Consider the following 21,366-nt stretch of genomic DNA (forward strand, 5'->3'; position numbering starts at 1 on the left):
GTGGGGGGAAATATGAGACGAATTTGTGTAATCATTACGCTTCTTATGATGTATGCAAGCGTTATGCCGATTCCTACATATGCAAAGATGAACAGCAATGTCAGTGCTCGAAATGCTGTATTAATGGAGCAACAGTCTGGTCGTGTATTATACGGAAAAGCAGAACATGAGCCTCAAAAAATTGCTAGTATAACAAAAATTATGACCGCCTTATTAGCTGCTGAATCAGGGAAGATGAAAGAAATGGTATCAGTTAGTAATGAAGCGGTGAGGGTGGAAGGATCGGCAATCTATTTAAAGCCTGGACAAAAAGTGAAGTTAGAAGATTTAGTATACGGACTCATGCTTAGATCTGGTAATGACGCAGCGCAAGTAATTGCTGAAAGTGTGGGTGGGAGTATAGATGGATTCGTATATTTAATGAATCAAAAAGCGAAAGAAATTGGAATGAAAGATACGCACTTCTCAAACCCTCATGGCTTAGATGGAGATGGATCACATTATTCGTCGGCTTACGATATGGCATTATTAACGAAATATGCAATGGGAAACGAGACATTTAAGAAAATCTTTGGAACCAAAACATATAAATCAGATTCTTGGGATTACCCGTGGAAAAATAAACATAAGCTGGTAACGTCTTATTATGAATTTGCAACAGGAGGAAAAACAGGCTTTACGAAGAAAGCTGGGCGAACGCTTGTGACAACGGCATCAAAAGATGGACTAGATTTAATTGTCGTAACTTTGAGTGCCTCTAGTGATTGGGATGATCATATGAATTTGTTTGATAAAGGTTTTGAACGTTTCAAACAAACGAAAGTTTTAGGACAAGGAGCAATTGCTGAAATAAATGAAAAGAAGTATGCCAACCATGTTTATACGAAAAATAGTTTTTCGGTACCGTTAACTGAAGAAGAAAAAAAGAACGTAGTATTAAAAGTTGAACTCCATAAAAGTATAAAACTTACGGATGGAGTAAAGGTTGGGAAGACAGACATTTATGTTGGTAATGAGAAAGTTGGAGAACGGAATTTATTTTATAGTAAACGGAAGTTAGTAGCTACAACGGGACTTTACTGGAATAATGTGAAAGAAATTTTTTCTTACATGATAGGTGTTGGGAACGATGGTTAATCTCGTATGGGTAGCGATGGCTGTCATTGGGATTGTATACGCCATGATAAATGGAACGATGGAAGAAGTGAATAAAGCTGTATTTGACGGAGCAAAAGATGCGGTAACGATTTGTATAGGACTTATTAGTGTTTTAGTATTTTGGCTCGGTTTAATGAAAATTGCAGAGGAAGCCGGATTGTTAAAAAAATTAGTTACACTTTTTATGCCGATAGTAAAAAGGTTGTTTCCAGAAATACCAAAGGATCATCCGTCTATGGGATTTATTCTATCAAATATGATGGCAAACTTTTTTGGTCTAGGTAATGCAGCAACCCCTCTTGGTATTAAAGCGATGGAACAACTGAAAGAGTTAAATGGAGGAAAGGATTCGGCGAGCCGTTCTATGGTGACGTTTCTAGCATTAAATACATCAGCCATTACATTAATTCCTACGACAGTCATTTCCATTCGAATGACGTATGAATCAGCGAATCCTACTGAAATTGTTGGGGTAACATTTATTGCACAAGTACTTTCTATGATTGGAGCAATTTGGATTGACCGCTATTTTTACCGAAGAAGGAGTAGAAAGGGGCGGAAAAAATGAGTATTGTAAATACAATTTCCTTATGGGTAATTCCTTGTGTAATTGGTTTTATCCTTTTATATGGCACAATAAAGAAAGTACCGACGTATGAATCGTTCGTTGAGGGAGGAAAAGAAGGGATTCAAATTGCAATTTCCATCTTACCGTTTATGGTTGGAATGCTTGTGTCTATTTCTATATTCCGGTCTTCAGGTGCGTTAGACGCAATGATATCGGTAATGAAGCCAATGTTAGATTTGATCCATGTTCCAGCAGAAATTGTTCCACTAGCACTTATACGCCCTATTTCAGGCTCTGCTGGTTTAAGTATTACGACCGATTTAATTGCCACATATGGGCCAGATTCGTTTATTGGGAGATTGGCTTCTACGATGCAAGGGAGTACAGATACGACTTTCTATATTTTAACTGTATATTTTGGAGCGGTTGGGATCAGAAAAATGGGGGATGCACTAAAAGTAGGACTTTTTGCAGATTTAATCGGGATTATATGCTCAATTGTGTTCGTTTCTTTATTGTTTCAGTAATACTATTCATTTTTTACGCTATTTCGCTTATAATACGTATACGACCACTATTAAGGTGTAGCTTAATAGTGGTTTTTTTATGTGGTATTTTTGACAAAATGATGAACTTTTATTGTGAGAAATATGAAAAATATGGACAATAATAAAGGGTAAAAACATGATTTGACCTTTATATGTTTATTATCATCGCTATGTTGTTTAAGTAAGATGAAGCGAATAGCCGTAAAGCGTATGCGGTTGCCAAGTCTTTCTAATGTAAGGTAAGATAAATTCGAGGTGAAAAAAAGAAATGGAACGATTACAAAAAGTGATTGCGCAAGCAGGTATTGCATCGAGAAGAAAGGCTGAGGAATTAATTCAGCAAGGAAAAGTGAAAGTTAATGGAAAAATAGTGAAGGAGTTAGGGACAAAAGTAACTCCTCAAGATAAAGTAGAAGTAAATAACATCCCTCTTGAAAAAGAAGAACCTGTTTATTTTTTACTATATAAACCAACTGGCGTAATTTCAAGTGTATCAGACGATAAAGGAAGAAGTGTTGTAACGGACTTTTTCCCGGAAATTACACAACGTTTATTCCCAATCGGACGCTTAGATTATGATACGTCTGGCGTATTATTAATGACAAACGATGGGGACTTCGCAAACGTATTAATGCATCCTAGATATAAAGTTGAAAAAACATATGTTGCAAAAATAAAAGGGCCATTAACAGGTGAGAAAATTCGCATGTTAGAACGCGGTGTTACGTTAGAAGACGGTAAAACAGCACCAGCACGTGTGAAAATTATTTCTTGGGACAAGCGTAAAGAAATGGCTATTGTACAATTAACAATTCATGAAGGACGTAATCGTCAAGTACGTCGTATGTTTGAAGCGTTAGACTGTAAAGTAGTGAAATTAAAACGTGAACGTTATGCTTTCTTAGAAGTAGGAAGCCTGCGACCTGGTGATGCGAGAGAATTGACACCACATGAGGTGAAACAATTACGCGCGCTTGCTTCTACAAAGCCAAGATAAGCTATAGAGTTAAAAATTCACCAGTGGAGTGCTCTGCTGGTGATTTATTCAATACAACATTTACAGAAGATAATACATAACATTTATCGAGGAGAGGAGAAGTAATATGAAGAAAAATCGCTTATTATTTCGCGTTATTATTCTACTCATTTTATGTGGTGCTGTAGGATTTACCCTTTATCAAGGATTCTTTGCTAATAAAGAGAAAATGCAAATCGGAAAAGAAGCACCTAACTTTGTTGTGACGGATTTAGAAGGGAAGAAAATTGAACTAAAAGATTTAAAGGGAAAAGGTGTATTTTTAAACTTTTGGGGCACGTGGTGTAAACCTTGTGAAAAAGAAATGCCTTATATGAATGAATTATATCCAAAGTATAAAGAAAAAGGTGTTGAAATCATAGCGTTAGATGCAGATGAAACGGATATTGCAGTAAAGAACTTTGTGAACCAGTATGGTTTGAAATTCCCAGTTGCCATTGATAAAGGACAAAAGATTATAGGAACATATGGAGTAGGTCCATTACCGACAAGCTTTTTGATTGATAAAGATGGAAAAGTAGTGGAGCAAATTATAGGTGAACAAACGAAAGAACAGTTAGAAGGGTATTTAAAGAAAATTACTCCGTAATAAAGAAAGCCTTTACATAAGGGGTGCGTGTCTATAGTGCCTCTGGTTTAAAAATTCTGAGTATTGCGGTAACTCGAGGTTAGAATATACAATAGTACATATAGATACAGGGGCGGTGAGAGTGTTGAAAGAAATTAAATGTGAATGTGGACATGTTAATCCGATAGGAACCGTTTTTTGTGAAGCTTGCGGGAAACCATTTGAAAGCAATGAAAATACAAAACTATTGGATATGCGCTATGAGGGGAGTGCACGGAGATCTCTCACGCAGACAAAAACGATAATCGATAAAATTTGGAGCTTTTTCTCTTCTGTAAAAGTGGGTGTATGGCTAATCGTAATAACTTTAGCTGCATCAGCGATAGGAACTATTTTTCCGCAAGAAATGTACATAACTCCAGGGATTGCACCAGCTGAATATTATAAACAAGAATACGGATTTTTAGGACAATTATACTATCAATTAGGGTTTAATAATTTATACGGTTCATGGTGGTATATGATTTTGATTGCTTCTATCGGTATTTCACTTGTGATATGTAGTTTAGACCGTGTTATTCCACTTTATAAAGCTTTAAAAAAGCAAGGCGTAAAAAGACATCCTAGCTTTTTAAAGAGACAGAGATTATATGGGACTGGTACACCGCAAGAAGGTGACCTGGAAAGAGTGCAAAAGAATTTAAAGAAAAGAAACTATAACGTGAAAGTGGAAGACGGAAACGTTTTAGCAGAAAAGGGACGCTTCTCGCGTTGGGGTCCATATGTAAATCATATCGGTCTTATTATCTTTTTATTCGGTGCGATGCTTCGTTTTTTACCGAGTATGTACGTAGACGAAGCACTTTGGTTACGTGACGGTGAAACGAAAGAGATACCAGGGACGGATGGACAATACTACTTAAAAAACGAGAAATTTATAAAAGAAGTTTATGATAAAAGTAAGGACAAGGAAGTTTTTGATGAAGCGATTGATCGTGTAGGCGATAAAATGATTGCGAAAAACTTCCAAACGAATGCCGTATTATATAAAGCAGTAGGAGAAAATATAGCAGGACAAAAACCGAAATTAGAAAAAGTAAAAGAAGCGGAAATTCGAGTGAATGAACCACTGAAATTTGATCAATTTGCAGTGTATCAAGTGGATTATAAAGAAAGTGAATTTAAAAGTATGTCCTTTAACTTACAAAATAAAGAAAATAATCAAAAGTGGGGACCGATTAAAGTAGATTTAACGAATCCTAAGGAAAAATATGATTTAGGAACTGGTTATTCTCTAGAACTATTAAGCTATTTTCCTGATTTTTATTTTGATGAGAATGGAAAACCAAATACGAAAACGAAATTACCAAACAATCCTGCATTTGTATTTAAAATGTTTACACCTGAAACACCAGATGGTGAAGTGAGTTTTGTTGGTATTCAGCAAAATATAGAACCAGATGGAAACAACAAATATAAAATGTCGTTTGCAGGTGTTGAAATGCAAAATGCAACAGCACTTACTGTAAGAAAAGATTTAACGCTTTGGATTCTCGGCATTGGAGGATTTATATTTATGGTTGGTGTCATTCAAGGTATGTATTGGAATCATCGCCGTATTTGGATACAACGTGTTAATGATGAATGGTGGATTGCAGGGCATACAAATAAAAATTGGTTCGGTTTAAAGAAAGATATTGAAAGAGTAATAGAAGGTACAGCAATTCCACAGCCAAATGATAAAGTAATTGATAAAAAAATTAGTTAAGGTGGGGAAACGATATGGTGCAAATAAGTAGTAACTTTCTCTTTACCGCATTTATTTTATATTTAATTGCGACTCTATTTTTTGGGGGAGCCATTAAAGAAAAGGGTCATAAATGGGCAAATGTAGGAATAACGATTACAATTTTAGGGTTTATAGCACAAACAGTATATTTTGTTACAAGGTGGATTGCATCAGGGCATGCGCCAGTTAGTAACTTTTTTGAATTCGGTACATTTTTCGGCATGATGCTTGTAGGAGCATTTATTGTCATGTATTTTATGTACCGTGTAAGCATAATCGGACTATTTGCATTACCAGTTGCGCTTTTATTAATTGCCTATGCAAGTATGTTTCCGAGGGAAATATCTCCGCTTATTCCATCTTTAAAAAGTAATTGGTTACATATTCACGTGACGACTGCAGCAGCAGGACAAGCCATTTTAGCGATTAGTTTTATTACAGGCGTTATGTATTTATTGAAAAATGTAGATCAATCGACGAGAAGTAAACGTACATTTTGGCTAGAGACGGTAGTATTTACACTTGTTTGTACAGTTGGATTTATTGGAGTAACAACGGTATTTTCTAGTATGAAATATGAAGCGAAGTTTCAATGGATTGATAAAAATGAACAACAACTGGAAATGAAGTACAATCTTCCGGCTTTAGTTGGACCGCATGAAGGGAAGTTACTGACAGAAAATAAATTAGAACCGGCAGTTGAAGTTCCAGCAATTGTAAATGCAAAAAAATTAAATACTGTTATTTGGTCAGTGTTAGTTGGAACATTACTGTATATTGTATTAAGACTCGTTTTACGGAAGCGAGTATCGGCGGCACTTCAGCCGTTAGTAAAGAATACGAATAGTGATCTACTAGATGAAATCGGATATCGATCTATTGCAATTGGATTCCCAGTTTTCACATTAGGTGCATTAATTTTTGCGATGATTTGGGCTCAAATAGCGTGGACGCGCTTTTGGGGCTGGGATCCGAAAGAGGTTTGGGCACTTATAACGTGGCTCTTTTATGCTGCAGTACTACATTTACGATTATCTAAAGGGTGGCATGGGGAGAAATCAGCTTGGCTTGCAGTAATTGGTTTTGCAATCATTATGTTTAACTTTATTGTAGTAAACTTAATTATTGCCGGTTTACATTCATATGCATAGAGAAATAAAATAGGAGAGTGCATGTCACTTTCCTATTTTATTTTTGTCAACTTTTCTTCTTTTTTGAGAAAAACATGACAAAGTAGCGGTTGATTTTGTAAAATGATGTCGAGGACATTATATACAGTTCAAAAAAAATACATAGTTTTGGAAAAAAATTGAACAAAATTTATTATTCTTGTGAAGCATAATATGGGAAGTGAAACATTTAGAAGATTGCTTAAATAAACGAGAATAGCGCAACATAATAGTTAAAGAAGGGTAGGTGTGAACCGCTGAGGTGAGAGTACGCAGCGGGTAGAGATGGAAAATGAATCAAGAATTTTAATTGTAGATGATGAGGATCGTATTCGTCGTTTATTGAAAATGTACTTAGAAAGAGAACAATATACGATTGAAGAAGCAGATAATGGTGATACAGCTTTAGAAATGGCGTTGCAAAATGATTACGATTTAATCTTATTAGATCTTATGATGCCTGGTAAAGATGGCATTGAAGTATGTAAAGGGGTTCGTGAGAAGAAAGCGACACCAATTATTATGCTGACAGCAAAAGGTGAAGAAGTAAATAGAGTACAAGGATTTGAAGTTGGAACAGATGATTATATTGTAAAGCCGTTTAGTCCACGTGAGGTCGTGCTACGTGTGAAAGCGGTATTACGTCGTGCTGTACCAACAACATTCTTTACACAAGATACAACGACAAAAGATGTTACTGTATTCCCTCACTTAACAATTGATAACGATGCACACCGTGTTACTGCAGATGGCAATGAAGTAAACTTAACGCCGAAAGAATATGAGTTACTATTATTTTTAGCGAAAGCTCCTGATAAAGTATTCGATCGTGAGCAGCTGTTAAAAGAAGTATGGCAATATGAATTCTTCGGAGATTTACGTACAGTTGATACACATGTAAAGCGTTTACGTGAGAAGTTAAGCAAAAAATCACCAGATGCAGCGAAAATGATTGTTACTGTTTGGGGTGTAGGTTACAAATTTGAGGTTGTGAACGACTGATGCTTTGGAGAAGTGTAGTAGGGAAGTTATGGATGACCATATTACTTCTCGTTTCGTTTGTTCTTGGATTTGTTGCGATTTTACTTTCACAATTTTTTAGAACGTATTATGTTGATATGAGTGAAAATAGACTTCAAAAAGTCGCAACAAGTGTTACGGAATTAATTGAAGAAGGTGCCGATGTAAAAACGATTGAGAACATCGCGTACAAATTCTCTGATCCACTTTCAAGGATTATTATTGTAGAAGATGGCAAGGAAATCTCTTCTTCACCGAAACAAGAAGGGTTAGTCACCCTTACAATGGATAATTTAAAAGAAGATAAAGAATTAGCCGCTGTTTTTACGGACAAAAAAGAAATTAAGAACAACATTAGAAAAGCTTCTGATAGTAGAAAGAATAAAAGCACTGAAAATGATATTGTGATCGTTGGGAAACCAGTGCAATCAAAAAATCAAAGCGCAGTGTTCGTATATGAATCTTTACAAGTGCCAATAAAAGATATGGAGAGAACGACTGATTTCATTTTCTTAGCCGCTGGGATTGCGATTATATTAACAACTTTCTTTGCGTTCTTCTTATCTACTCGGATTACAGCACCGCTTCGTAAAATGCGTGAGGTTGCTTTTGAAGTGTCACGTGGGAAATTTGATGCAAAGGCTCCTATGGTATCTCAGGACGAAATTGGTGAGCTGGCAACGGCCTTAAATCAAATGGGTAAACAGTTGAAGTTTAATATGAATGCTTTGCAGCAAGAAAAAGAACAGTTAGCCAGTATTTTGAGTAGTATGGCAGATGGAGTTATTACGTTAAATCAAGAAGGTGAAGTCGTAGTTATTAATCCACCGGCTGAACATTTCTTACAAGTTTGGCAAGAAGAAAAAGAGATAGAGTTAAGTAAAAAATTACCTTCTGAACTTGTGGAACTATTCCATCTCGTTGTAGAAAGCGAGCAACAACAAGTTGTTGAAATTAATTTACAAAAAGGGAACTATGTAGTTCTTATGACACCACTTTACAATCAAACGAAAATTCGTGGGGCTGTAGCGGTACTGCGAGATATGACGGAAGAACGTCGTCTTGAGAAAATGCGTCAAGACTTTATTGCGAATGTATCACATGAACTTCGTACACCGATGGTCATGCTGCAAGGGTATAGTGAAGCGATTTTAGATGATATTGTGCAAACGAAAGAGGAAATAGATGAGTTTGTTCAAATCATTTATGATGAATCCGTTCGTTTAGGTAAACTTGTAAATGAATTGTTAGATTTAGCTCGTATGGAAAGCGGTCACGTAGAGTTACATATTGGTGAAGTGGACATACATCCGTTTGTGGAAAAAATTGGTCGTAAATTCCAAGGGATTGCAAAGGATAAAGAAGTTGAACTAACAGTTGATTTCCGGAATCAGATTGAAGAATATGCGTTTGATGCAGATCGGATGGAACAAGTGTTGACGAACTTGATTGATAACGCAATTCGTCATACGAATGCGGGTGGACATGTAACGCTTGTAATTGATACGAAAAATAATGGCCTCATTTTTGAAGTACAAGATTCGGGTGTAGGCATTCCAGAAGAGGATATTCCATTTTTATTTGATCGTTTCTATAAAGCTGATAAAGCAAGAACACGTGGGAAAAAGGGTGGAACAGGACTCGGGCTTGCAATTGCGAAAAATATTGTTCAAGGCCATGACGGTAAAATTTCTGTATCAAGTGTTGTTGGAGAAGGAACTACATTCTCTGTATATTTACCGAATCGTATAATTTAGATATGCTTTTTTAAAGTTGATAATGAATAAAGTTCTGCTGTTTTTTATTTTTTTGTAAACTCAATTAAATAAAGAATGGTAGAACTTTTTTCTATCTTGGTCGAATCAAGAATAACAAGAGAGGGTGCTGTGAAGAAATGAAATTATATACAAAAACAGGAGATAAAGGAACGACAAGTGTAATAGGTGGCAGGGTTGATAAAGATGATATCCGTGTGGAAGCGTATGGAACAATAGACGAGGCAAATTCTCATATTGGATATGCAATGACTAAGGTTCAAGGCGGGGCTTTTAGAGATATTTACAATGAGCTCGAAAATATTCAACATGAACTATTTGATTGCGGAGGAGACTTGGCAATAGTGGAACAAAAAATTCCTTATAAAGTGACAATTGAGATGGTTGAAAGTTTAGAAAGAAAGATTGATTTATATATAGAAGAAGCCCCGCCATTAGAACGCTTTATTTTGCCAGGTGGTAGCGAGGCGGCGGCTACTATTCATATTGCACGTACTGTTGTAAGGAGAGCAGAACGCTCTATAGTATCATTGCAAAAAGAAGTGAAAATAAATGAAGTTGTCTTAAAGTATGTAAATAGATTATCTGATTATTTGTTTGCGATAGCTCGAGTAATAAATGCCCGATTACAAGTGAAAGATGTGGAGTATAACCGTAGTGCATTAGTTTTTCGTGATAAGAAAGAGAAGGAAGTGGAGTAATTCACTTTCTTTTTTTGTATACTTTTTTCTGTAATATACCAAAATAGAGAAGGTATGGTGGTAATTAGAAAACGGAGGATGTATATGAAAGTTTTAAAATGCGGCGTCATGTTATTGAGTATGCTGTTTGTATCTCAATTACATGTTTATGCAGAAGAAAATCGATGGACATGGCCTGTTGAAGGTCAGATAAGTGATTATTTTGGGACAAGGCATGGAAAACACTATGGTATTGATGTAGCTGCGCCGATTGGAACGCCTGTGGCAGCTATTCAAGATGGTAGGGTAACGAAGTCTTATTATTCAAGTAGTTATGGAAATGTTGTATTTATTAAACACGGAGAATATGAGGCTGTATATGCACATTTAAATAAGAGATATGTGGGGCAAGGAGATTATATTTCCAAAGGAGAAAAAATTGGAGAAGTAGGGAACACGGGAGAATCGCGAGGTGCACACTTACATCTAGAACTTCATCAAGGAAGATGGACGATGGCGAAAAAGAATGCGATGAACCCATTGCTTGTTTTAAATGAACAAAGAAATGAAGTTGTTTCTTCATCATTATATGTCGTACAAAAAGGGGATACTTTAGTTAGTATTGCACGGAAATTTAGTATGACACTTAAGGAAATTAAAGAAAAAAATGGATTGCAGCAAGAGCTAATTTATCCTAATCAACAATTATATGTTAAGTGAAGGAAACATTTCAAAAATTAAACTTTGAACAAATTTATGTTCTTCTTAAATAAGGTTCAATGTAAATGAAATTATATGGGCGCTTTTGCTAGAACTATTGAGTGAATTAGAGCATCTATATCTAAAAGAAAACCGTCCCAAAATTTATTTTGGGACGGCTTCTTTTACCAAAAAATAAAGACACATATAAATCCAGAAATAGCTAAATAGCTATATAAGTAAAAAACTTTTGTTCTTGTTTTCTCTTTTGTTCGAAACAGTACGATAGTCGGTTCAATTAAACCGATTGTCAAACAAAGTAGGCCAAGAAGCATACAACCAATCGAAATAGAATACAGGGCGATTTGTGGTGCTTGAAATGGAATCATCCATTTTAATAAAAATGCAATAAGTGCAGTGTAACAAATACTACCGATGTATTTATTCAGTGGTGTATTAGAACGAAAACCAGGAAGTTTTTTTAAGAAAGAGCGGGAAACAACTTCTGTTTGTAAAGATGTATGCTCTTCAATAATTTTTTGAGCTTCTTTTCCTTTTTGAAAAAGAGATAAGATCCAATTTCGCTCACCCTGAAAAATAAATTGAGAAGTTGTCAAATAGTGATCAATCTTCACTTTATTCCAACTCTTCCACGGATGACGCTCACACAATTTTAATTTACTTTCTGTTTTTTTATCATACTGATAAATACTAATGCCATCTTCATCGAAAGTAGCATAGTATGTCTCGTTTGAGAATGTGCCTAAATCAATTGGACAGTAGAAAAGTAATTCTTTTTTTAAGTAAAAGTATTCTTTTCTTAAGTTTTTTTTCATTGCTTCTCGAATAGAATGTCTCTTGTCTTTTTTCATGACATTTCCTCCATAACTCAGAAAATGTTCTTATCTTAACAATTCAATATCTTATCACTTTTAATTATATATGACTAGGTAATTCAAAAGAGAAATGCCGAATAATAAAAAATATGGATTGTATTGTAAAATATCTCGCAATTTATTTGTTGTTACGAAAAATAAATAACTAATTTTAAATAAGTTACAATTTTTTAGTTCACAATGTTATGAGGTTGTTGTATAATGAAGGGGAAAATAGAATATCGGTCTATCTTCGGGGCAGGGTGAAAATCCCGACCGGCGGTGATGAACTATTTATGATTTTGTTCTAAGCCCGCGAGCCGTTAAGGCAGGATTTGGTGTGATTCCAAAGCCGACAGTATAGTCTGGATGGGAGAAGATGGAGGTTCAAGCGTTCAAAAAAGATATGGATTTGAACGTCTGTTTGATGTGCCTTAAATTCTCCCTTTGTGTAAAACACAAAGGGTTTTTTCGTTCTATGAAAAAATAGGCATAGCAGAACCTTTCCACTTTCCATGAGATGATCGATGGAAAAGGAGAGAGAAAGATGAAACAAAAAAACAGTGTAGTGCAGATGGTGAGTGTAGCGATGCTAAGTAGTATTGCATATTTACTAATGATGTTAGATTTCCCGTTCCCAGGGCTTCCGCCATTTTTGAAAATTGATTTTAGTGATGTACCAGCTCTAATTGCAGCAATTATCTTTGGACCAGTAGCAGGAGTGATTGTAGAGGCGATAAAGAACATTTTACATTACGGGATTCAAGGAAGTTTAACGGGAGTACCAGTTGGAGAAATTGCAAACTTTATTGCAGGATGTTTATTTATTGGACCAGCAGCTTTCTTATTTAGAAAGTATCGTACTGTGAAGAGTTTAACTACAGGATTAATGCTAGGGACAATTACAATGGCACTTATTATGAGTGTATTAAACTACATCATCATATTCCCGGCTTACACTTGGTTTTTAAATTCACCGGCTATGTCTAGCGAAGCTATAAGAACAACGGTTGTAACGGCAATCTTACCATTTAATTTAATTAAAGGGATTGTTGTAACAATTGTATTTGTAGCATTATTCTCACGCCTGAAAGTATGGGTGTTTGCAAAAATGAAAAATGCATAATATATATATAAACCATTAGTAGTGTGAAACTACTAATGGTTTTTTATTAAGGAAAATAAAATTTAGATACAAAAAATGCCCCTCATCAATATGAGGGGCATTTTTTGAAGTTAATAAAAGACTATTCGAATTTTAAAGCGTCTCCGTCAAATGATTCGTCAGCAACTTTAATTGAGTCAGTTGGACAGCCTTCGAATGCATCCATCATATCTTCAATTAATACATCTGGAATTTCAACGATACCTTGGTTATCATCTAATGTTACAAATGCAATACCTTCATCATCATAGTCATAAATGTCTGGTGCAGCAGCGCCACAAGCACCACATGCAATACAAGTATCTTTATCAACGATTGTATATTTTGCCATCTTTTTTCCCTCCTGATAATATGTATGTGAAAAGCTCGCCATAAAAATTATAACCTTATTGTAAAACGGTTTGTAAAACTTTTCAACATAAAATTATAATGATAATGCTTATCAATTAGAGTGTCAACTTATTTTTGAATTATGTCATAAGATTTTCAAAATACGTAAATATGATTTGGTTTGATACAATAGAATATATACAAGTATATAGTTCTTATATGATAAGTTTAATGAGCGAAAGTAGATAGTGTAATTGTACTGAAAAGAATGAAGTTAAGATTGGAAGGTGGAAGCGGTCATGCAAATACAATATACTTTGTTGCATTGTTTAAAACAATTGAATGGTGAAAGAACCGTTTCTTCTATTTATTATTTACTAAAGGGCAAACGTTCTTCGCAAACTTTACAAGATGGAAATATGTTCCGAATTTCTTTTTTGTTCGGAATATATAAATCATTGAATAGAAATGACTATGATGGTGAAGTTGCAAAGTTGTTGCAAGCGAATTTTATTCAAGAAATACATGAAAATACATATGTGTTAACACCTACGGGTAAAATGCAGTTACATAAATGGGGGGAAGTTTATGCTTTTCCGGCGCATTTGCATGGTTTACATTATGGTGAATTAGGTGAAACATTTTGGAAAAGATTATCATTAATTATTCAAACCATATCAAATTTACAACAGAATAATACGAAGTTTATCCCAATTCAGCAAGATACAGAAATAATGATGTGGGTGAAACGTTTTCTAACAGGAATACCATATAAGAGAAGTGAGTTGGCGAGAAAACTATGGACGGAAGTACATAATCTTTTAGAAAAGAGCAATACGATAGAAGCGACGATTGTAACATATCGACTAACGGGTTATGAACGTATTGGTTGTACATTGCAACAATTAGCAGAAATTACGAAACAAGATATATTCAGGGTGTATTTTTTATTTTGGGGTACAATGCATTTCTTTATACAAGAAGTTCGTGATAAAGAAAATGAATTTCCACTATTAGCTGAAATTATATCTTATCCAAATGAGAGAGCTGAATTATTTAGTTTATCCACGAAAAAAACATATAATTTTTGGAGACAAGGACGTTCTTTAGAAGAAATAGCGACGATTCGGAATTTAAAGGTTGCAACGATAGAAGATCATTTTGTTGAAATTGCTTTGCGAGAAAAAGATTTTTCTATTGAAATGTTTATGGAAAAAGAAAAGATAGACAAAGTAATAAAAGTAATTGAAGCATTGCAAACGCGGAAGTTACGTGTTTTGAAACAAGCGGTTGGAGAAGATATCTCTTATTTTGAAGTTCGTCTTGTATTAGCGCGGATGGAGGGTGTAAATGAAACTTGAAGAATATTTATATAAGTGGTTTGGATATTCTGAATTTCGTCCAGGTCAAAAAGGAGTTATTACAGATTTATTAGAAGGAAAAGATGTGATAGCAATGCTTCCGACTGGAAGAGGGAAATCTATGTGCTATCAGTTTCCGGGGCTTATGCGAGAAGGAACAGTGCTTGTTGTATCACCGTTATTATCTTTAATGGAAGATCAAGTGACACAATTAAAGTATGTTGTGAAAAACCGAGTAATAGCATTTAATAGTTTTCGGACATTAAATGAAAAAAGAGAAGCGATGAAAAAATTATCTTCATATAAATTTATTTTTGTTTCACCAGAGATGTTACAGTCGGAGTTATTAATTAGGGAATTGAAGAAAATTCATATTTCATTATTTGTTGTTGATGAGGCTCATTGTATTTCTCAATGGGGTTATGATTTTAGACCGGACTATAAAAAACTAAATGTAGTTATTGAAAATATTGGTTCTCCTACAGTATTAGCATTGACAGCCACAGCGACAAAAGGGGTACTGCAGGATATCGCAAATAGTTTAAATTTAAAGGGTGCCGCGGAACATGTATACTCTATTGATCGTCCTAATATTGCAATGGATGTGCAATTTGTAGAGACGATAGAAGAAAAGAAAGAGGCGCTTTTAGAGCAGGTGATGTATTTACAAGGGCCGGGGATTGTATATTGCTCAAGTAGAGCGTGGACAGAAAGGTTAACGGAATACTTGAGAGGGAAAGGTGTTACTGGTGTAGCTTTTTATCATGGTGGTATGGAACATGAAGAGCGTATGTTAATTCAACAGCAGTTTATGAACGATCAATTGCAACTTGTAATATGCACAAGTGCATTTGGTATGGGGGTAAATAAGGCGAATACGCGATATATTATTCATTTTCATTATCCAACTAATATAGCTTCTTACTTACAAGAAATCGGAAGAGCTGGAAGAGATGGCGAACCGAGTATAGCTATTTTATTATGTAGTCCGTTGGATCATGATTTACCAATTTCAATCATTGAGGATGAATTGCCAAGTAAGTCACAAATACAATTTTTATTTTCTTTACTACAAGAAAGAATGTTTCAAACGAAAGAATTACCAATAGAAGATGTAGAAGAAATTTGTTATAATGCAGCAAGATTTAATGAGCAATATTGGCGTTTCGTTCGTTATCATCTCGAACAGGTTGGAATTATACAACAACGAAGATTGTTATTAGAAGGTTTGTCAGATGAAATTATGAACCGATTAATAGCTGAAGTAGAAATAAGGTTGCGTAATAAATATAGTGAGCTAGAAAATATGAAATCATGGATACAAGTTAAAGGGTGTAGACGTGAATATGTGCTGCAACAGTTCGGTTATAGGAAAGAGCAAGAGTTAATTAATTGCTGCGATTATTGCGGTATTATAAAAGAAGATTATAAAAAAAGACGAGCGCAACAATCGGATTTCGACTATAATTGGGAAACAGAGTTACAAAAGCTTTTCGGCCTAGAAAAGATGGAGGAATGATGAACATTCAAAGGCATAATGTTGAAGATATGAGTCCGCAGGAAATAAGGCTGAATCTATATATAACACAGTTAATTATTATCGGTATTGGCTGTTTACTGGCATATATATTATTTCAAGATGTAAAAGAAGTCTTTAATTTATGGAAATGGGAACCAGTATCTATACTTATTATAGGTGGTTTGTTAGCGATTGGTATTGTGTTATTAGATTATGTTGCAATGCGAGTGTTTCCGGAGTCTTGGTTTGATGATGGTGGTATTAACGATAAGATGTTTCGAGGAATGTCCGTTCTACACTTACTCGTTATTACGTTCTTAATTGGTTTTGCAGAAGAATTTTTATTTAGAGGTGTAGTACAGACTCATTTTGGAATTGTAATTGCGAGCTTCGTATTTGCACTGTTACATATTCGTTATATAACAAAGCCATTTTTGTTTTGTTTCGTCTGTTTCATTAGTTTTGTCTTTGGTTATGTATTTGAATGGACAGGAAATTTGTTTATAACAATCTTTGCACACTTTCTTGTTGATTTTATAATGGGACTCCAATTAAGAAAATAAATGGAAGGTGGTGGTGAACAACATGAGGAAACGAATTCCTGATTTTGAAGAGGAATTAGAAGTTGAGCGAGTGGAAGAAAAAGAAAGTTTACCGCCGCGTAGTGAAATTCATAGAAATAAAGAAAAAAAACAAAAGTTTAAAATAAATCACATTTTCGTCCGGGTTTTAACATTTCTATTCATTCTGCTGCCGATTAGTATTTTGTGGTACACGGATAAATATATTCAGGTGAAGGGTGATAGTAATAATGCCGGAAAAAGTGCGTTTGAAGTAATCTTCTTTGATTCAGCTAAATCTGAGTCGCAGAAACATTCTGAAAAAGTAATAACGCATACTGTGAAAGAGGGAGAAACTTTAGAAAGTATAGCGAAGCAATATTTTTCAGATGGAAATGGAATTGAAGTAATTAAAAAGTATAATAACTTGCAAGAAGATGAAGTGAGTGCAGGTCAAGAATTAAAAATTCCGATAAAAGATAAGTCCACAAAGCAAGAAAGCTAGTGAGTTAAGCGATCACCGTTTGTTATAAAAGCCTAGGATTATCTTTATGAGGAGGGGAGTCAAAAATATGATATGGATTATATTATTCAGTACTCTCATAGGCATGGGGATTTTATTGCTTCTTGTGATGTATAAAGAAGCGATGCGTAATACGGTGTTGGAACATACTTTAGTATTTAAAGAATTTCCGAAAAGTTTTCAAAAAGTAAATGTGTTTTTTATTTCTGATATTCATAGAAGAGTCATTTCGAATTTGTTAATTGAACAAGTAAAAGGAAAAGTAGATCTCGTAATTATCGGAGGAGATTTAGCAGAGAAAGGTGTCTCTTTATCAAAAATCTCTGCGAATATTCAAAAGTTAAGAGAGATAGCTCCTGTATATTTTGTGTGGGGAAACAATGATTATGAGATAGAATATCATGAATTAGATGCGTTATTATTAGAAAATAACGTAAAAGTTTTAGATAATACAAGAGTGGTATTTGAGTCTGAATTAGGCGAGAAAATTTGTTTGCTCGGTATAGATGATGTTGGATTGCACCGTGATCGTCTAGATTTGGCATTGGCGGATTGTAAAGAAGATGGTTTTCGTATCCTAGTTAGTCACAACCCTGATATAATAAAAAAAATGTCTGGAAATGAACAGATTTCACTTGTCTTAAGTGGACATACGCATGGAGGGCAAATCCGATTATTCCCATCTAAAAAATATTTAAAAGGTGGCGTATATAACCATTTAAATACGATTCTCTTTGTTAGTAATGGGTATGGAACAACATTGATACCACTTCGTTTCCGAGCACCTGCTCAAACACACATCATTACATTGTGCGGAGGGAAATGATGCCAACTCTTAATGGGAAATACAATATAAAAGCCGTTTCGAATATAATTGGAGTTCAGCCGAGTACGCTTCGTGCATGGGAAAGACGATATCAAATTATTGCCCCAAAGCGGAATCAAGCTGGGCATCGTTTATATACAGAAGAGCATATTCAAATTTTAAAATGGTTAATGGAAAAAGTTTCTTCCGGTATGATGATTGGACAAGCAGTTCGATTATTAGAAGAGAATCGTTTGCAGAGTACAGTTCAAAAAGAGATACATTTCGATAAAGAAGTTGTTTTAGTGGACGATTTGCTACAAGCTTTGTTAAAATTTGATGAAATTACAATTGCTGCATTATTAAACGAAGCTTTTAGTATATATTCAACAGAGAAGGTTGTTGCCAGTATTGTTCTTCGAGTGACAGACAAATTATTAACGTCAAAAAATAATAATGAGATTTCAATGGTGCAATTTCAATATGCACTATCATTTTTACAAACGCGTCTAGGGATGGTGTATCACAATGCCTCAATGTTTTCCTCTTTACACAAAGTTATTGTGTTAGAAAAGGATGCATTGAAAGGATTTATTTTTTCAACTTATTTACGCTTAAAAGGATATGAGGCGATATATATTAGGACAAGCTTAGCTGAAGATGGTATGTTATCAGCGGTAGAGGAAATACAGCCGAAATATGTATTTGTATCTTTTGCTGACGAACAAGAAATGAAAAAGACGATGAACTTTATAAATTTATTACAAGAAAAAAGGGAATCTCTTTTAGTTGGATTTATCGGAAAGCTAGGCGTTCTAAACCAGTTGGACATTGAAACAATCCTAATTGGTGATACGAAAGAAGAATGGGATGGATGGTTAAAAATGTCGGAATAGTTGTTCGAAAAGAACCATCTATTTTCTATTTCATATAATAAAAATTAGATGCATTGGTTACGTAGGGAGGGTATGAGATGAGGCTGGAACGATTAAATTACAATAAGATAAAAATTTTTCTAACATTTGATGATTTATCTGAACGAGGATTAACGAAAGAAGATTTATGGAGAAATGCACCGAAAGTACAGCAATTATTTCGTGATATGATGCAAGAAGCAAATAAGGAATTAGGGTTTGAAGCAGATGGTCCGATTGCAGTTGAAGTGTTTTCTCTACAAGCACAAGGGATGGTTGTAATTGTAACGAAAGAAAATCAAGAAATGGATACAGATGATGAGTTCCGTGACGAGTTTATTGAAATGCAAGTGACTCTAGATGAAAGTGAGCATATATTATATGAGTTTGCTACGCTAGATGACGTAATTAACCTGTCGAATCGCTTATATAACCTTGGTGTAACTGGCGGAAAGCTATATACGTGGGATGAGCGCTTCTATCTTTGGGTGGAAGAAGAGGAACAAATTCAATTGTTAAAGGCGGATTTTATAGCTATTTTAGCGGAATACGGTAATCCGTCTACAGCAACCATTTATCGCATCATGGAGTACGGTAAAGAATTAATGGATGTTAACGCGATAGAGCAAATACACAATTACTTTGTGAAAAAACAAAACCTCAGCTAATACAACATAGCTGAGGTTTTGTTTTTATTTGGAGAAGGGAAGGGATGATTGTAAATACTCGAACATACTTTTTGAAAATAAAATATGCAGTTTTATGGGAGTGTGGTTGATGGAAATAAAAAATATTTAAATATTTAAGTATTTTACTTTTCTAAAAGTAATAAAAGGACTATAATAATAGTGAAAACGCTTGCAACAGAAAATAGTTTGTATATATTTGTTAGCGTTTTCTATTGCATTCCAAATTTAAGGGTGTATACTAGGCAATGAAGGTTTACTAAACAAGTGAAATTACAGGGGGTTTACTTACTATGGTAGCCGAAAAGGGAACTCAAACAAAAACACAACAACAAAGGGAACAACATTTTGAACTATTGAATTCAACACAAATTGTTATTAGTGAAGCGTTAGAAAAATTGGGTTATCCAAACGAAGTATATGAATTATTAAAAGAACCAATTCGTATGATGACAGTGAAAATACCAGTTCGTATGGATGACGGGACTGTTAAAATATTTACAGGATATCGTGCACAACATAATGATGCTGTTGGTCCAACGAAAGGTGGGATTCGCTTCCATCCGAATGTAACAGAAAATGAAGTGAAAGCACTTTCAATCTGGATGAGTTTAAAATGTGGTATTGTTGATTTACCATATGGTGGAGGTAAGGGTGGAATTATTTGTGATCCACGTGAAATGTCATTCCGTGAGTTAGAAAGATTAAGTCGCGGTTATGTACGAGCAATTAGCCAAATCGTAGGACCGACGAAAGATATTCCAGCTCCAGATGTATTCACAAACTCTCAAATTATGGCATGGATGATGGATGAGTATAGCCGTATTGATGAATTTAATTCACCAGGATTTATTACAGGTAAACCGCTTGTATTAGGTGGATCACATGGACGTGAAACAGCAACAGCGAAAGGTGTAACAATTTGTATTCGCGAAGCTGCGAAAAAACGTGGCATTGATATTAAGGGTGCACGCGTTGTTGTTCAAGGATTCGGTAATGCTGGTAGCTTCTTAGCTAAATTTATGCATGATGCAGGTGCGAAAGTTATTGCAATCTCAGATGCTTACGGCGCGTTACATGATCCAAATGGATTAGATATTGATTATTTATTAGACCGTCGTGATAGCTTCGGTACAGTAACAAAGTTATTTAACAATACAATTTCAAACAAAGAATTGTTAGAACTTGATTGCGATATTTTAGTTCCAGCTGCAATTGAGAACCAAATTACAGAAGAAAATGCTAATGATATTAAAGCGAAAATCGTTGTTGAAGCAGCAAATGGTCCAACAACATTAGAAGCGACTAAAATTTTAACAGATCGCGGAATTTTACTTGTTCCAGACGTGTTAGCAAGTGCTGGTGGTGTAACAGTATCTTACTTTGAGTGGGTACAAAATAACCAAGGTTACTACTGGACTGAAGAAGAAGTAGAACAACGTTTAGAAAAAGTAATGGTAAGATCATTTGATTCTATTTATGAAACAGCACAAGTTCGTAAAGTGAACATGCGCTTAGCGGCGTACATGGTTGGTGTTCGTAAAATGGCTGAAGCAAGCCGCTTCAGAGGTTGGGTATAAAATATTATATCTTGAGAAAACGTGATTTCCTTTCGAGG

At 34.9% G+C, this 21,366-nt stretch carries 22 protein-coding genes and 1 riboswitch; of the genes, 20 read left to right on the forward strand and 2 right to left on the reverse strand.

Going from position 1 to position 21,366, the window contains the following annotated elements; genetic code table 11:
- Positions 1-12: 12 nt before the first annotated feature.
- The 11 genes from DN407_RS07250 to DN407_RS07300 all read left to right on the forward strand — a co-directional run bounded on the left by DN407_RS07250 (position 13) and on the right by DN407_RS07300 (position 11,031).
- Complete coding sequence (locus tag DN407_RS07250; RefSeq protein WP_001252636.1) at positions 13-1,137, forward strand: D-alanyl-D-alanine carboxypeptidase family protein; 1,125 nt, start codon at positions 13-15, stop codon at positions 1,135-1,137.
- Positions 1,130-1,726: a spore maturation protein SpmA gene (gene spmA / locus DN407_RS07255; RefSeq protein ID WP_000247811.1), complete on the forward strand. Its 597-nt coding sequence runs from the start codon at positions 1,130-1,132 to the stop codon at positions 1,724-1,726. Before DN407_RS07250 ends, spmA begins: the two co-directional genes overlap by 8 nt.
- A complete protein-coding gene (gene spmB / locus DN407_RS07260; RefSeq protein ID WP_000029514.1) occupies positions 1,723-2,253 on the forward strand; it encodes a spore maturation protein SpmB in 531 nt (176 codons plus the stop codon). The genes spmA and spmB overlap by 4 nt, the downstream gene beginning before the upstream one ends.
- A gap of 289 nt (positions 2,254-2,542) precedes the next feature.
- Positions 2,543-3,271 carry a 23S rRNA pseudouridine(2605) synthase RluB gene (gene rluB / locus DN407_RS07265; RefSeq protein ID WP_000440556.1) on the forward strand — a complete coding sequence of 243 codons (729 nt, stop codon included), beginning with the start codon at positions 2,543-2,545 and terminating at the stop codon, positions 3,269-3,271.
- Between the two features lie 106 nt (positions 3,272-3,377).
- Entirely contained in the window at positions 3,378-3,899 is a 522-nt protein-coding gene (gene resA, locus DN407_RS07270; protein ID WP_000742194.1) for a thiol-disulfide oxidoreductase ResA, read from the forward strand.
- Between the two features lie 121 nt (positions 3,900-4,020).
- Positions 4,021-5,646 carry a cytochrome c biogenesis protein ResB gene (gene resB / locus DN407_RS07275; RefSeq protein ID WP_000910547.1) on the forward strand — a complete coding sequence of 542 codons (1,626 nt, stop codon included), beginning with the start codon at positions 4,021-4,023 and terminating at the stop codon, positions 5,644-5,646.
- A gap of 14 nt (positions 5,647-5,660) precedes the next feature.
- The gene (gene resC, locus DN407_RS07280; RefSeq protein ID WP_000250081.1) at positions 5,661-6,818 is read left to right on the forward strand and encodes a cytochrome c biogenesis protein ResC; all 1,158 of its coding nucleotides are present in this window, start codon (positions 5,661-5,663) and stop codon (positions 6,816-6,818) included.
- A gap of 303 nt (positions 6,819-7,121) precedes the next feature.
- A complete protein-coding gene (resD, locus tag DN407_RS07285) occupies positions 7,122-7,838 on the forward strand; it encodes a DNA-binding response regulator ResD (protein ID WP_000426861.1) in 717 nt (238 codons plus the stop codon).
- On the forward strand, positions 7,838-9,613 hold the full coding sequence (gene resE, locus DN407_RS07290; protein ID WP_000964697.1) for a sensor histidine kinase ResE: 1,776 nt from the start codon (positions 7,838-7,840) through the stop codon (positions 9,611-9,613). Before resD ends, resE begins: the two co-directional genes overlap by 1 nt.
- Before the next feature lie 137 nt (positions 9,614-9,750).
- Positions 9,751-10,332 carry a cob(I)yrinic acid a,c-diamide adenosyltransferase gene (locus DN407_RS07295; RefSeq protein ID WP_000781277.1) on the forward strand — a complete coding sequence of 194 codons (582 nt, stop codon included), beginning with the start codon at positions 9,751-9,753 and terminating at the stop codon, positions 10,330-10,332.
- Positions 10,333-10,416: 84 nt separating this feature from the next.
- Complete coding sequence (locus tag DN407_RS07300; RefSeq protein WP_000866125.1) at positions 10,417-11,031, forward strand: peptidoglycan DD-metalloendopeptidase family protein; 615 nt, start codon at positions 10,417-10,419, stop codon at positions 11,029-11,031.
- Between the two features lie 164 nt (positions 11,032-11,195).
- On the opposite strand, the gene DN407_RS07305 is transcribed toward DN407_RS07300, so the two are convergent.
- Positions 11,196-11,882, reverse strand: a complete 687-nt coding sequence (locus DN407_RS07305) for a hypothetical protein (RefSeq protein WP_000710837.1) — start codon at positions 11,880-11,882, stop codon at positions 11,196-11,198.
- A 248-nt stretch (positions 11,883-12,130) separates the two neighbouring features.
- Positions 12,131-12,270: riboswitch (FMN riboswitch) on the forward strand.
- A 162-nt stretch (positions 12,271-12,432) separates the two neighbouring features.
- Between DN407_RS07305 and DN407_RS07310 the strand changes: the two genes are divergently transcribed.
- Positions 12,433-13,011 carry an ECF transporter S component gene (locus DN407_RS07310; RefSeq protein ID WP_000810856.1) on the forward strand — a complete coding sequence of 193 codons (579 nt, stop codon included), beginning with the start codon at positions 12,433-12,435 and terminating at the stop codon, positions 13,009-13,011.
- A 121-nt stretch (positions 13,012-13,132) separates the two neighbouring features.
- On the opposite strand, the gene DN407_RS07315 is transcribed toward DN407_RS07310, so the two are convergent.
- Positions 13,133-13,381: a ferredoxin gene (locus DN407_RS07315; RefSeq protein ID WP_001151993.1), complete on the reverse strand. Its 249-nt coding sequence runs from the start codon at positions 13,379-13,381 to the stop codon at positions 13,133-13,135.
- A 298-nt stretch (positions 13,382-13,679) separates the two neighbouring features.
- Between DN407_RS07315 and DN407_RS07320 the strand changes: the two genes are divergently transcribed.
- The 8 genes from DN407_RS07320 to gudB all read left to right on the forward strand — a co-directional run bounded on the left by DN407_RS07320 (position 13,680) and on the right by gudB (position 21,328).
- The gene (locus DN407_RS07320) at positions 13,680-14,741 is read left to right on the forward strand and encodes a YpbB family protein (protein WP_001167013.1); all 1,062 of its coding nucleotides are present in this window, start codon (positions 13,680-13,682) and stop codon (positions 14,739-14,741) included.
- A complete protein-coding gene (gene recQ, locus DN407_RS07325) occupies positions 14,731-16,260 on the forward strand; it encodes an ATP-dependent DNA helicase RecQ (RefSeq protein WP_000762979.1) in 1,530 nt (509 codons plus the stop codon). The genes DN407_RS07320 and recQ overlap by 11 nt, the downstream gene beginning before the upstream one ends.
- On the forward strand, positions 16,260-16,823 hold the full coding sequence (locus tag DN407_RS07330; protein ID WP_001025779.1) for a CPBP family intramembrane glutamic endopeptidase: 564 nt from the start codon (positions 16,260-16,262) through the stop codon (positions 16,821-16,823). The genes recQ and DN407_RS07330 overlap by 1 nt, the downstream gene beginning before the upstream one ends.
- 22 nt (positions 16,824-16,845) lie before the next feature.
- A complete protein-coding gene (locus tag DN407_RS07335) occupies positions 16,846-17,325 on the forward strand; it encodes a LysM peptidoglycan-binding domain-containing protein (protein ID WP_001231553.1) in 480 nt (159 codons plus the stop codon).
- Between the two features lie 67 nt (positions 17,326-17,392).
- Entirely contained in the window at positions 17,393-18,169 is a 777-nt protein-coding gene (locus tag DN407_RS07340) for a metallophosphoesterase (protein ID WP_000637796.1), read from the forward strand.
- On the forward strand, positions 18,169-19,044 hold the full coding sequence (locus tag DN407_RS07345) for a MerR family transcriptional regulator (RefSeq protein WP_001142653.1): 876 nt from the start codon (positions 18,169-18,171) through the stop codon (positions 19,042-19,044). The genes DN407_RS07340 and DN407_RS07345 overlap by 1 nt, the downstream gene beginning before the upstream one ends.
- Positions 19,045-19,121: 77 nt before the next feature.
- On the forward strand, positions 19,122-19,730 hold the full coding sequence (locus tag DN407_RS07350) for a genetic competence negative regulator (RefSeq protein ID WP_001235402.1): 609 nt from the start codon (positions 19,122-19,124) through the stop codon (positions 19,728-19,730).
- 311 nt (positions 19,731-20,041) lie between these two features.
- Positions 20,042-21,328: an NAD-specific glutamate dehydrogenase gene (gene gudB / locus DN407_RS07355; protein ID WP_000225173.1), complete on the forward strand. Its 1,287-nt coding sequence runs from the start codon at positions 20,042-20,044 to the stop codon at positions 21,326-21,328.
- The last annotated feature ends 38 nt before the right edge of the window (positions 21,329-21,366 follow it).

Source organism: Bacillus sp. JAS24-2 (assembly GCF_008274905.1).
Classification (GTDB): domain Bacteria; phylum Bacillota; class Bacilli; order Bacillales; family Bacillaceae_G; genus Bacillus_A; species Bacillus_A cereus.

Coding starts and splice junctions, on each gene's coding strand:
- DN407_RS07250 (WP_001252636.1), top strand. CDS start 13: ATGAGACGAATTTGTGTAATCATTACGCTTCTTATGATGTATGCAAGC.
- spmA (WP_000247811.1), top strand. CDS start 1,130: ATGGTTAATCTCGTATGGGTAGCGATGGCTGTCATTGGGATTGTATAC.
- spmB (WP_000029514.1), top strand. CDS start 1,723: ATGAGTATTGTAAATACAATTTCCTTATGGGTAATTCCTTGTGTAATT.
- rluB (WP_000440556.1), top strand. CDS start 2,543: ATGGAACGATTACAAAAAGTGATTGCGCAAGCAGGTATTGCATCGAGA.
- resA (WP_000742194.1), top strand. CDS start 3,378: ATGAAGAAAAATCGCTTATTATTTCGCGTTATTATTCTACTCATTTTA.
- resC (WP_000250081.1), top strand. CDS start 5,661: ATGGTGCAAATAAGTAGTAACTTTCTCTTTACCGCATTTATTTTATAT.
- resD (WP_000426861.1), top strand. CDS start 7,122: ATGGAAAATGAATCAAGAATTTTAATTGTAGATGATGAGGATCGTATT.
- resE (WP_000964697.1), top strand. CDS start 7,838: ATGCTTTGGAGAAGTGTAGTAGGGAAGTTATGGATGACCATATTACTT.
- DN407_RS07295 (WP_000781277.1), top strand. CDS start 9,751: ATGAAATTATATACAAAAACAGGAGATAAAGGAACGACAAGTGTAATA.
- DN407_RS07300 (WP_000866125.1), top strand. CDS start 10,417: ATGAAAGTTTTAAAATGCGGCGTCATGTTATTGAGTATGCTGTTTGTA.
- DN407_RS07305 (WP_000710837.1), bottom strand. CDS start 11,882: ATGAAAAAAGACAAGAGACATTCTATTCGAGAAGCAATGAAAAAAAAC.
- DN407_RS07310 (WP_000810856.1), top strand. CDS start 12,433: ATGAAACAAAAAAACAGTGTAGTGCAGATGGTGAGTGTAGCGATGCTA.
- DN407_RS07315 (WP_001151993.1), bottom strand. CDS start 13,381: ATGGCAAAATATACAATCGTTGATAAAGATACTTGTATTGCATGTGGT.
- DN407_RS07320 (WP_001167013.1), top strand. CDS start 13,680: ATGCAAATACAATATACTTTGTTGCATTGTTTAAAACAATTGAATGGT.
- recQ (WP_000762979.1), top strand. CDS start 14,731: ATGAAACTTGAAGAATATTTATATAAGTGGTTTGGATATTCTGAATTT.
- DN407_RS07330 (WP_001025779.1), top strand. CDS start 16,260: ATGAACATTCAAAGGCATAATGTTGAAGATATGAGTCCGCAGGAAATA.
- DN407_RS07335 (WP_001231553.1), top strand. CDS start 16,846: ATGAGGAAACGAATTCCTGATTTTGAAGAGGAATTAGAAGTTGAGCGA.
- DN407_RS07340 (WP_000637796.1), top strand. CDS start 17,393: ATGATATGGATTATATTATTCAGTACTCTCATAGGCATGGGGATTTTA.
- DN407_RS07345 (WP_001142653.1), top strand. CDS start 18,169: ATGCCAACTCTTAATGGGAAATACAATATAAAAGCCGTTTCGAATATA.
- DN407_RS07350 (WP_001235402.1), top strand. CDS start 19,122: ATGAGGCTGGAACGATTAAATTACAATAAGATAAAAATTTTTCTAACA.
- gudB (WP_000225173.1), top strand. CDS start 20,042: ATGGTAGCCGAAAAGGGAACTCAAACAAAAACACAACAACAAAGGGAA.